Raw genomic sequence first — 12080 nt, forward strand, 5'->3', positions numbered from 1 at the left:
ACTAATCACCTCCTTTAAAGGGGATATAAATTTCAACCTAGTTCTACATTTAACCGGGACAAAATTTCTTTTTCGTTGTTGACTTGTGAAGAAACTTCTACTTTATTTTCATCAATATGAATAGTTACTTCCTCGTTACAACAAGGGCATTTCACTTTAATTTCCATTCTAATCACCTATCATTTTCTAGGTTATATTGCTTGTCTTCATTCTGTTTATCAAGATTTTTACTGTCGGAAGGTCTGCCAGCACCATCGTTCTTGCCGTTATTGGTATGAGCAGTCATACGAGGAGTAAATATCTTCTCATAACCCAATTCTTCTTCTTCTTGTCTACGTTTGGCTTCTGTTTTAACATCAAGTCCTAATGCAGCAAAAGTTGATTCAAGTGAAGCATTCAACTCATTATTGAGCATCCTTGCAATTTGCATAGATAATTCAACACTTAGCTTCTCTGAATCTAAGACTTTAATCTTGGGACAGAATCTAAAGTCATCGATATTATGATCCTTAAGAACACTTCTATACCATTTTTCCAGAATGCTTTCTAATTGTTCACCAATACGATTTATCGTCTTAAGTAATTCATTAATGCTAATTTGTGCAGCACCAAAAGAGCCTTTGTCAGAAGCGAGATAACCGATGCCAACACTAGCCATAATTTGATCCCTGTAACTCTTTTTGACCTGTACGTTTGTCGGCTCAATCTTATTCTCTACATAAGATACAGATTCAGTCCAAGGGAGTCCAGTGAATACTGTGACACCTTTAGCAGAAAGGGCAGCCATTAAGTCTACGTGTGCTTTTGCTTGAGCACTACTCCAAGTGATACCTGACATACTCTTAGAATCTGTCACTAATTCTTTAATGAGCTTCTGGAAGATAATTTTCTTACTACGAACAAGTGTATTTTTATCATCAGAAAGCTCTATATTCTCCAAACGAACAACTGGCTTTAGGGATTTGAAAATAGGGGATAGTCCATATTTTCTTTTTAAATTGTTAACACGCATCAAACCAGTACTTTTAATATCAAGCACAGCATACTGTTCCTTATTCTTATAAGCTTCATACACCTCTGGTGGATACGTATCTTTAATCTCTTCATCAGCATTCTTATAGAAAAGTGCTTTGTTTTTCTTATTCTTTCTGTACACTTTCTTCAATCTGGCATCCAGTTCTTTAATGTTGACTAGAAGGTAAGGTTCTCCAGAAGCAGTATAATCAGCTACTTCATAAACTCCCAATGGGTAATAGTCCACCTGATAAGATTTTTCTGCAGTATTTTTCCTAAGATATAATGCGTAGTTTCCTTCCAAATAAGTCATTGGTATAGACTCAACAATCAAATTCTTGAGATTAATTTTCTCATTGAAGTCCGTTATGAGATTTTCGACAAATTCAAATACTTCTTTGTCTTCTTCCTTATAGTAGGGGAAAGTTAATTCCCAAACAGAATTAATATTAGTTTCAATTGCCTCATAAACCTTACCTAATATATCGTTCTTATTTACAAAGAATCGAATTATATTATTTATCTTCATGATATTTGTTAGACTGTTTTGAGCATTGAAAGCAAGATTATCAATGTCTTCTACTTTAAAATTGATCATGCTACTATTTTCATTAAAGTAGGTGGAATGGAAGTCATTCTTTCCACTGTAGGCTGCAATTGCTTTTTCGAGTGCTTCCTTGTCATTTTTCTCAGAGGTGATAACAAAGGTATCTTGGTCAACCTGAGACATAATTTGATCGGACATTTATTCACCTCTTTTCTATATTTAAATATTTTACAATGTGATGTTTAGTGCAGATACTTGAGCAGGAATTAATGACAAGTCTACTTCCTCATTCTTCCCCTGTAAGTCTTTCTCTAATTGGCTAATAAAATAGTTTCCGTATGCCAAACTAGAGTATCTATCCTTACGTTTTCCACTCTGTTCTTTCAACTTTACGTATTTAGAGTGTTCAATTCTTTCCAACAGCACCATTTCATTTTCTAATAATGCAGTTTGTAAGTAAGGGTTAAGGATTTCTACTTGATCCTCAACAGAAAGGTTATTAAACCAAGACTCAGAAAAGAAATACTCCCTTACATCATTTTTAGAAATTAGTAAATTTAGTCTCTTACTTGTTATTTTGTCCTTTAAATCAATTGCTATATCATGGTTGAACTCTTCAGTTCCTGAAACTGTAAATATCTTTTCTTCATATGTGTCTTCAATATGAAAACCAGATAGCTTCGGCTCATCCTTTTCATTTATTGAGTAAAATGCACCGTATTCTTTTTTTCGCTCGTTATCAAATAACTTTCTACAAAGGAAAGCGTACACAGATATACCGTTACCTTGCCTATCAAGAACAATGTAGTCACATTCGTAATCATCAAAAAGTCTTCTTATCATAAGTGCCTGCGTTTCAGGGTGAAGACCTTGATGTGCCTCCATGTTTAATAATTCACGCTTATAGCGTGTGCCATTCTTTGATTTTTTAGCAGAGATTAAAGTGAATACAGAGGAGTCATTCGCATCTCCCCCTAAAAGTGCAATATCGCAACTCAATATTCGTAATTCATTATCAGATTTTTTACTTAGCATCTTTTTATTTTTGATTAATTCCTGAATTTCCTTTTTATAAATAGGAAATTGGAGTACTTTAGTTTCTTGTATTTCCTCGGTCTTAAAGTAAGCTTTTTCACTTTCTCCAAAGAAGAGTGTATCCATTTCCATATGCCAACCGATTTCGTCTATATCGTCCTCTGCTAATTCGTCCAGTAACTGATCTTTATTCACAAGATTTTCTTTTATAGCTACCTGATAAGGGAATCCACAAACAAAATATTTTCTAACATTCAGCATTGCTTTCTTAAAAACCTTAAATCTCTCAAAAGACCAATTAAATTTGTAATAGGCTGATGTGAGGAAAATTTCCTTATTTCGCTCCAAGTACTCTTGTTTGTTTTTGAATTCAGGTTTTTCTAAGTATGCTGGTTGTCTTGATGATGCGAGGAAACGTCTCAAAACGTTTCTGTATATTTTAGGATCAATCATCCTAAACTCATCTAAAATAAGCAGGTTTGCCCTTGCACTCCTTGCTCCTTGAGTAGCAGCTACAACTTTAATCCACGAACCATTGAGAAATTCAACGTTTGGGTCATCAGTATTCATAGAGGTTCTAATAGAGCCTTTAATTTCTCGTTTGAGCATTCCTGTCTTAGACATATTCATTAACTCAGGTATTTTCTCAGTTACAATCTTCATTGCCTGACCTTTTTGACCTGCAGCAATAACTATTTTTGTGCCGGGTTTAAGAATACATATGATTACACAGAATAGAGCTGTTAAGAATGTCTTCCCTAATCCACGGCTTGCGAAGAGAGCAGTGTAATTGTAGTGCATCATTACGTAAAGCAATATTTTTTGGAATGGTTTTAGAGATAATCCAAGATAATCTTCCGCAAATATATCTGGTCGAGAAATATAATATGCAGCCCAAGCAGCTACGCCTTCCATTAGTTTCTCAGACTTCGTTAAATTATCAGAACCCTTGTTAAATTTTCTTTGCCTATCGAATGCTCCAACAGCATTTTTATGTTTGTTTCTCTTAACAGAGTAATTTTTATATCCGCCCATTAGTCTTCATACTCGTCATCTGTTTTATTAATTTCATTGAAGTCAATTGTATAGGTTGATAGGGCTTTATCATATTTCTCTGTTAATTCATTACTCAAACCTTCCATTTTCGCCAAGTGACCAATCATGTAGGTATCAATGTATTCTTTCATTTCATCTTCAAGAGGAGTAGGGACAGGTCTTTCATTCTCCCATTTCTTTATTAAAGTACCAAAAGTGATCTGATCGTTACCTTCTGCACCTGTGGATTGAATAGGGTTCATATTGGCATTATTCATCAACTTGCTTCTAGTTTCTATTAGAGTTGTAACTATCTTTTGATTATTAGCATTCTTTTCTTGTCTTACCTTTTCAATATCAAGATTCAGGAAGCATATATCCTTCATAATCATTTCCATTCCATAATCTGGGCATTCGAAACTAGTCATTAATTTATGCCTTTCTTCTTCTAAAAATGAATATTCCCAATCTGAATAACCTCTACCCCAATACATGTGAATTTCAGGATCAATTTCTTCAGATTCGTCATTCTCATCAATAGCGCCTTCAGCATTCATTTCCGAAGTACTTTTATGTGATGAGAAATCACTATCATCCCAAGTGAGTGTGTTAAAGTCTTTAGAATTTATTAATTGAAAATACTCACCTATATATGCTTTTCTCTTTACTGCTGACTCAAAAAGGTGAGTAAGGAATGGCTTATCTAACATTCTCATCATTTTCTTGAAGAGTTCAGGATCTCTTTCATTCTTTTTCATAAAGTTGTCTAGACAATGTTTACATACATTTAATTTTTCTGTGGCAGCATGAAAAGGGGAGAATGATTTATAAAAATCCCTCGGATTCCGATCGCTTCCACATCCTGTGCACATTAATTTATCCATGATGCACACACCTCCAATTTTTTGTTTCCTTGATATGTTTAAAGAGAATGTCTATTGAGCTTTGTAAAAGGAGGGAGGAGTTAAAACCAAAACTCCGTAGACATCCTCTTTAAATACACCAATAAAGAATTTTTGTATCACCACCTCAGAAGGAGGGAAGGGAGAGGGGGAAAACCTTTTCCAAAGTGGCAATACAAAAATTCCTTAAAATGAAAAACACACTCCTCAATCATTTCAGAAAGAGAAGTGTGTTCAGATAAAATAAGTATTGTATTAAAGAATCTTGTGAACTAGTCCATTTTCTAGTGCTTCTTCCACACCAAAGAACCAGTCTTTTTTATTTTTCTTAACTGAATTTAGTTTATTTTGTTTTAATTCAGTTCGATCAGTAATCAACTTATCATACATTTTCTGCAATCTACGGTTTTCTTTTGTCACTTCTTCAATTTCAGTATTCTTACCGAAGCTCATTGTAGATACTTCATGATACATAAAGTTAGAGAACTGACCTGCAAAACGTACATGACACGCTGCATATATAGCAAACCCCATTGACATAACGTATCCGTCACAAAAGCCATGTACTGGAGTCTTGGAAGCAAGGATGACTGATATCAAACCAAAACCATCATACACTGAGCCGCCTACAGAATTAATGTGCAGCTCGATTGGTTGTCTGTCTTCAATTGCTTTTCCTTCATCCTCTTTGTTGAATTTCTTAATTTGCATTGCGATAGTATCATAAATCTGTGAATCAATTTCTTCATTGAGAATCAATCTTCGTTCTTTGGCATTCTCAATGTAGATTTGCTCAAGTACACCCATACCTTTAATCTCTAGATCAATCATTTCATTTACCTCCGACTTAATATTTGGGGAGGGCATCGGATGAATTAATTCATCATACCAATTAATATTAAATTATTTTAGTTTAATATCGTAAACTTCTTTACGTCCTTGACCTCTAACAATTTTCATCATGACTGCTCCAGCAGGTGCTGTCTTTTTGAGTTTCATACTGTATTCATCAATACCACATAGGGAAGGGTGCTGATAAAATTCAATATTTTGCATTCCATCCATACCAACTGTTTTAGTATTAGTGTTATGTAAATGACCTGTTAGAAGCATATGTATTTTCTTACCGTATGTATTTGTATAATCTTTAATTGAATTCTCAAGATTTCTTTCATCCTGACCATGAACAGCAAGGATTTTCGTTCCAACCACATCTACATATTGAAGTGATTTATTCTTATGTACAGTAATGTTTTTATTGTCAGATAGCATTCTACCTAGATGCCAGTCTATAACCTTAGCTACATTCTCAGATGCAAAATCACCCTTACTACTGCCTAAGGGACGAATTTCATCATGGTTTCCTTGGCAAGAATAATAATCAATATTTACATACTTAGATAATTCATTTAACCACTGTACCATAAAGTCAGCGAAGCCAATTTGAGAATCAATAATTCCAAGTTGTAGACTTTGAAGTTGACTCATTCTAAGAATTCCATCAATACTATCTGCTAAGTTGAAGATAGTCAAATGCTCGATACTATCTTTTTCGATCTTCTCTATGACTTGATTAAGCATATCCCACATTCTATCTTCAAATATTTGAACATTGTACTCAGCAAGAATTTCATCTTCAAGCCCGATAATTTTTACTTCTTTACCATAATGAATATCAGCAAAGTTGAGCAGCCAATCAAATTCAGTGTTTTCAATAGGCTTCCTATATTCAGGTACAGAAGGGAGGGGGCGTTTAGATAATATATCTAAGTATTTCTCATAGAATAGCTCACTGCGACCTTGTTCACGAATCCACTTATTAATTTCAGTTTTTTCAGCTTGGAGTTTAACTCGTTCTTTTTGTAATTCTAACTTCTTCTGAGTCATTTTATCTAAAAACTCTTCATCTTCGGAAGGTAAATACTTAGTTTCAAGATGTTCTGAAACTTCTTTGTAAGCATAAGACAACTTTCTCAAATGGTCTGGGCTACATTCTAATTTGAGTAGGTCAATTATCTCTGACCAATCTAAATCTATTTCTCTATTAAGTTTAGCAACGCATAACCTTACTTTGAAATCCAAGTCACTTTCATTTGACCGCTGCTTAAGAATAGGATTATCTGTCATTCAATCACCTATTCCTGATCCTTAACTGGAAGCTCTTTCTCTTCTTTAATAGATACAGAGATATTCTTCCCATTAAAATCACGAAGGATTTCTAAAAAATCATATGTATATTCTGCTTCTTTAGTTTGCTCAGTAACTTCCATAGTATCTAATTCAAATATACCTTTAAGGTTTACCTGATTTACTTTCTTACTAGCCATTATAACTCCTCCTTATAATCCTTTTATAACTTATTTTGTTTTGAGAGTAGGACGCTGCGTGAGGTATAGTTTTAGCCGCCATACCATCCTTTCAATTACATTAGCTCCGCACGTTTAGCCATTTCTGATCTGTAGATAATCGGAAGCTCAACTTCTCCATAGTAATCCTCACCACGGAAAACTTCACTTGTTCTTCTCATGCCGTTATTTCTGCCTTCATATGCTTTACTATCAACTTGAGCTGTAAAATCTCCGTCTATAATCATCTTACTGTCTTCACCTAAACGTTGGATACCAAGCTTTAGCAATTCTTTATCTAAGTTTTGTGCTTCGATCACATACACCAAGGCATTCATTCCAGTTGTATCGAATCCTCGAATGTCTCCGAATGGAAGAAGAACAATTTGCTCTCGTTGAATCATTGCTTCTACCTGACTCTTGCTACCGAATTTACTTGAAAGCATATTGCCAACACTACTTTGCAACAACTTATCATCCTTGTCTCCGGTATAGAAGCCAAGAGCTTGAGCATTCTTAGCAAGTGTTGGGTTAACAAAGAAGATAATCTTGTCAATTTTATCTTTCTCCAGCTGGTGGATAGCATAATTGATTCCGATTACTGATTTGCCAGTGCCGGGTTTTCCTTTGATCATGATAATTTTATTATTAGCCAAGCTGTCCAGTGCACATTTCTGATAAATATCTTTTGGTTTGAATTGACCAAACATATCAGTCTTAAAGTTTTTACTAATTGTGCTTAGATAGTAGCTGCCATCCCAACGGAAAGCATCAAGGACTTCTTCAGAGTATTTATCCTTAACAATTAGATATTCATTTACAAGTAGTCCATAAGTATTTTTAGTTACTCCGTTGTAGAATTCATCTAATTGTTCTTGTGTCATGAAAACTTCTTTATATCCTGTATACTTATCATCAGGAACTTCCATGTTTGCTTCAATATCTACTACGTCTATGCCTAATTCAATTGCCTTCTCATAGAGCAATCCATCATATGTTATTAATCCATCACCTGTAGAAAGGCAATATTTAAGAATGCAGTTATCCATGTAATCAGAAGAGTAGTCTTCATTTACATCCCAAATGTAATCTTTAAGATCGATGTAAACTTTATCTTTTGCACTCTTTAGACCTCTTCTAATTTCTCTTGCTGCAAAGGCTAATTCATTACCGTATCTGTACTTAAGATTTTCAAACTTTTCTAATTCACGGAGAATCATGGATGGAACGGAAAGTTCATATTCATCCAGCATCTCCAATATATTAGGAAAACGTAAAAATAAATTTGTATCCAAGGCATAGCGTTTTGTCATTGGATTAGATACCTCTCATGGGTAGATTTTTTATTTTAGGTAAAGAGAGTAGGGGAATTATCCCTACTCATATATGTTTAATTATTTATTATTTAACGAAGTCTTTAAATGCTTTTCCAGATTTAAAAGTAGGAACTCGTTTAGCCTCAATTTGAATTTCTTGACCACTCTGAGGATTCCTTCCGAGTCTTGCAGCACGTTCCTTAACTTCAAAAGTACCAAATCCGACTAATTGAAGTTTTCCTGTTTCACCTGTCAAACCTATAATTGAATCTATTACAGCATCCACAAGTTTTGTAGAATCCTTTTTGTTAAATTCAACCTCTTGTGAAGCTAGTAGTTCTTGTACTGCATTTACTAAATCTGTCTTATTTGCTGCCATTTATAAAACTCCTCCTCGAATCCCTTTTTAGTTTATTTTGTAATAAAACAACTTTGTAAAACAGCTATTTTATTAGAAGAAGGGAAGATACTGACCCTTTTACTTGTACTTTAGCTTTTTCTTCCTTTGTAGACTATTAAGGAAAACACCTTAAAAACGTTGATATATCAAGGTTTGTAGGTTTTACACTGTTTGCTTAACTCAGTCTGACCTATGTATATCAAGCATTTGAGCCATTTCTATTTCAAACAATACCTCTTCTGATTCTTAAGTTTTCTTTCGTTTTTATTCTATTAACTTCCACTGAACATGGATCACAGTATTTCTTTTTGTTATTAATCAATTCAATTCTTTCACCACAATTCTCACATTGTCTAGTTCCTTTGAGGTTAAACCTAATGTTTGATAGAATAATATCACCAAATGACCACCATAGAGTATCTTTAAAGCTACTATCCTTTCTATTGTACAAGTATTCAACCAAATTATTAACTATCTTATCTTCTTCTGGGTGTAAGGTGGATATCTCCTCTCTAATTTTTCCGTAAACAAACATCTTCTTATTCGACTTTCCGCTTTCCGTGGTTTGACTAATCCATTTCTTGGATCGATCTAACTTTTCATATGCTTTAACGATTGGTTGTTCTAGTCTAATTACTTCGTCACTCATTAAATTCTTATAGTCAAACTCTCCAGCAACATCTTCAAATTTAATCCTTCTATTGGGAATAACCTTCCTAAGACGATTGACTGTGCTACTATTGATCGGTTCTACATTTTTCTTCTCTTTGCCTTTCGCTTCGATGAAGAAGTGAGGGACTTTACTTTTTATGTATCCTTTTATAATCTTATCAACCCATTCAGGTCTGGTAGGCATATATAAAGTTTTGGCAAAATCAATTGTGAAGTTAGACTCTGCCGTGAGCCATTTGACTACTCTGAGGTCAATGTTGTCACTGTTAAGAACTTTGGTTATATTATTGCTAACTTCGCCAATATTAGCCTTAAATGCAAGAAGTAAACTATCAAAGATTTTAGTGTTAGTGATGTTTTCTGCTTTTGCTGATCCCATTTCATAAAAGAGGGGAAGTATCCCTTCCATATTCCGTTCAGCTATCTTCACAAACAGGTCATCTTGTATTACAAGTACCTTATCTCCATCGTTATCAAATTGGAGGACTCTGGAAATAGGGTCAAAGATACTTGTGTAGATACCCTTAGTGATAAACCATTCTTTTGTTTCATCGGTATGTATGTTTCTTCTTATAGAATGTTCTTTGTAAAGGTGAGGACTTCTTAGTATGTCTATTTTACCTTCATCATAAATACTACAGTGCACAAATCCATCTTTAAGCAGCCCTTTTGGATGTACTTCATTTAGAAACAACCTTTCACAAAAAGCATATAAATCAGGAACTATGTATGTATACTTACCATTAATTCTTAACTTACCAGCCCTAGCATCAGTAACCATTGATTTCTTTTTGTCTTTAATAATCTTCTTTGAGTGAGGATCATTAAGCATCTCTGGATACATAAATAATGCTTGCTGGTAGTAATTCTTTTGTTTATTCGTTTTTGTAGCACCAAGTATCCGAAGCATTGTTTCTTTATCAGAATCTAACTTGAGAATGTCATCAATGGTTGGTTGGGCTAATGCCTTCAGTTCCTTATCAGTAATGTCCGTCAGTGTTTGCAACATCTGATAATTGAGGGTAGCATTCTCTCCGATATCCTCTTCATTCAACTTTACTGCCTGACATTTGTGCTTTTTAAACCGTTTCTTATAATCATCCCACCCGTCATAATACTTCTTCATCTTGAATTGTGACGCAGTAAAGATGACTTGGATGTTGTCATCAATAATGTCCCATTCTTTGCCGTAGATGTCTTTTACTTTAGTGCTGCCGAATTTCTCAGCAAACTTATCGAAAGCAAAAGGGACAAGCAACCCCTTAACATAAGGCAACCTAACCATAAACGATTTTTTACTTTTCTTAGGTAAGATCATTCCACATCCATCAGTGTGCTCAATAGGGACGCTCATTTCTTGTGGAGTAATCTCATATGTATCCCGGTCAATATAGTCGAACATTGCAGTTACATTAGTTTCTAAATCAGGGACTACAATTGTCTTATCAATGTCAAAATCTTTCCATTCGATTGAGGCAGAGGCGGTTAGAGCTTTGTATGCAAGTAACTTATTTACATTACACCCGCCTTTTTCATTAATCTCATCCAATGTAAGTCCACAGGTTAAAGCCCCTTGATGCTGCAACCATGTGGACTCTTTGATGAATACGCCTTTTTTAGTTCTAATTTGTCCTGCAGATGAAGAGAAATAAATGTATTTTTCACCATTGAAGAAAAATCCGTCTTCAATCAATCCCTTTAGCAATTGATAGTAATAAACCCTAACCACAAACATTTCAGTACTGGTTTCATTTGTCTTCATTCCAATAGTTCTAGTTAGGGCTGAATCAAACATGCCTATAATTTTATTTTCCTTTAGTGCATCGTTACGCAATGTCCGTATTTCGGCATTATTGCTAATCAAGGAAGTCAGTTCAGATTTTAATTCATTAATCCTTTTTACACATTTACTTTTAGCTGCTTTGAGTTTCTTTTGTCTCACCTTAGATTTTTCATCACTAACGGAGTCATTGCTTTCCTTCAACTCTTTAAGCTTATTATTCAGTGAATCTTTAATTCTATATAATTTAATTAATTTAATATGTATGTTGTTTTCTTGATCAAAATAAAAAGCACTGGTGTCTAAAGAAAAAATATATACCTGTTTATCCAATCCTTTCGCCAATATCTATATCTCCCCTTATTAAAATTCTAAGCTTACTTTTACTTACTGTACGTGTAAAAAGTCAGAAAGAAATATCTCCCTAGACCAATTACACTATATGTATGTTGAATTAATTTTTCTTTAATAATTATTAGCTTTATTCAATATGTATTATTTGGCACGCATTGCCTTACTTCGTTCGCTCATTCTTGCTCTTTCCTCTTCAGAATATTCCCTGACTTTCTTCATGGACACCTGTTTTTCTTCTAACTTACCTTTAATGGCGATTGGACGATCTTCATCATAATGAGTGACTTCCATATCGCCTAAGTTCATTAGTTTTCTAATATGCTTAGGTACTGTAGAGTAAACCATCCACTCACCAGTTTCTACTTCAAAGACTAAGACAGTTTCTTGCTCTTCTCTAGGATAACCTGCCATCTATAACTCTCCCTTATTAATTTAATGGTTATGTATAATTATTTTTTATTAATTTTTTCCCACATATGTATTTCTCATTTCCCTAAGCAGCCTTTTAAATGTAAAATCCTTCTTATCAATCTTATTGTTCCACTTGTACTCACTGTACAGATCATCTTCTGATTGAGTAGATAATCCCATTGCAATCTTTTCTTCCAAGTATGCAATCACATCAGATGTACGAAAACTTACTTTCTCCAACACTGTTCTCACCTCCCGGTCAATCAATT

General features: G+C 34.2%; 12 protein-coding genes. All 12 read right to left on the minus strand.

Annotation, left to right across the window (positions count from 1 at the left end; translation table 11 throughout):
* Window positions 1–32 precede the first annotated feature (32 nt).
* Window positions 33–167 carry a hypothetical protein gene (locus Q9R36_RS07315; RefSeq protein WP_311224738.1) on the minus strand — a complete coding sequence of 45 codons (135 nt, stop codon included), beginning with the start codon at window positions 165–167 and terminating at the stop codon, window positions 33–35.
* A gap of 5 nt (window positions 168–172) precedes the next feature.
* The gene (locus Q9R36_RS07320; protein ID WP_311224739.1) at window positions 173–1759 is read right to left on the minus strand and encodes a hypothetical protein; all 1587 of its coding nucleotides are present in this window, start codon (window positions 1757–1759) and stop codon (window positions 173–175) included.
* 30 nt (window positions 1760–1789) lie between these two features.
* Window positions 1790–3631: a terminase large subunit domain-containing protein gene (locus Q9R36_RS07325; RefSeq protein WP_311224740.1), complete on the minus strand. Its 1842-nt coding sequence runs from the start codon at window positions 3629–3631 to the stop codon at window positions 1790–1792.
* Window positions 3631–4515, minus strand: a complete 885-nt coding sequence (locus tag Q9R36_RS07330) for a hypothetical protein (protein WP_311224741.1) — start codon at window positions 4513–4515, stop codon at window positions 3631–3633. Before Q9R36_RS07330 ends, Q9R36_RS07325 begins: the two co-directional genes overlap by 1 nt.
* Before the next feature lie 273 nt (window positions 4516–4788).
* Window positions 4789–5364 carry a ClpP family protease gene (locus tag Q9R36_RS07335; protein ID WP_311224742.1) on the minus strand — a complete coding sequence of 192 codons (576 nt, stop codon included), beginning with the start codon at window positions 5362–5364 and terminating at the stop codon, window positions 4789–4791.
* Window positions 5365–5436: 72 nt separating this feature from the next.
* Window positions 5437–6660, minus strand: a complete 1224-nt coding sequence (locus Q9R36_RS07340; protein ID WP_311224743.1) for a hypothetical protein — start codon at window positions 6658–6660, stop codon at window positions 5437–5439.
* 8 nt (window positions 6661–6668) lie between these two features.
* Window positions 6669–6860 (minus strand): YonK family protein, encoded by a 192-nt coding sequence (locus Q9R36_RS07345; protein WP_311224744.1) that lies wholly within the window; start codon window positions 6858–6860, stop codon window positions 6669–6671.
* A gap of 95 nt (window positions 6861–6955) precedes the next feature.
* Window positions 6956–8191, minus strand: a complete 1236-nt coding sequence (locus Q9R36_RS07350; RefSeq protein ID WP_311224745.1) for a PhoH family protein — start codon at window positions 8189–8191, stop codon at window positions 6956–6958.
* Window positions 8192–8279: 88 nt separating this feature from the next.
* Window positions 8280–8573: an HU family DNA-binding protein gene (locus tag Q9R36_RS07355; protein WP_311224746.1), complete on the minus strand. Its 294-nt coding sequence runs from the start codon at window positions 8571–8573 to the stop codon at window positions 8280–8282.
* A gap of 244 nt (window positions 8574–8817) precedes the next feature.
* Entirely contained in the window at window positions 8818–11394 is a 2577-nt protein-coding gene (locus Q9R36_RS07360; RefSeq protein WP_396137108.1) for a hypothetical protein, read from the minus strand.
* A 147-nt stretch (window positions 11395–11541) separates the two neighbouring features.
* Window positions 11542–11811, minus strand: coding sequence for a hypothetical protein (locus tag Q9R36_RS07365; protein WP_311224748.1), 270 nt, complete (start codon window positions 11809–11811; stop codon window positions 11542–11544).
* 48 nt (window positions 11812–11859) lie between these two features.
* Complete coding sequence (locus tag Q9R36_RS07370) at window positions 11860–12054, minus strand: hypothetical protein (RefSeq protein ID WP_311224749.1); 195 nt, start codon at window positions 12052–12054, stop codon at window positions 11860–11862.
* Window positions 12055–12080: the final 26 nt, after the last annotated feature.

The organism is Bacillus sp. AG4(2022) (genome assembly GCF_031844465.1).
GTDB lineage: Bacteria > Bacillota > Bacilli > Bacillales > Cytobacillaceae > Bacillus_AB > Bacillus_AB infantis.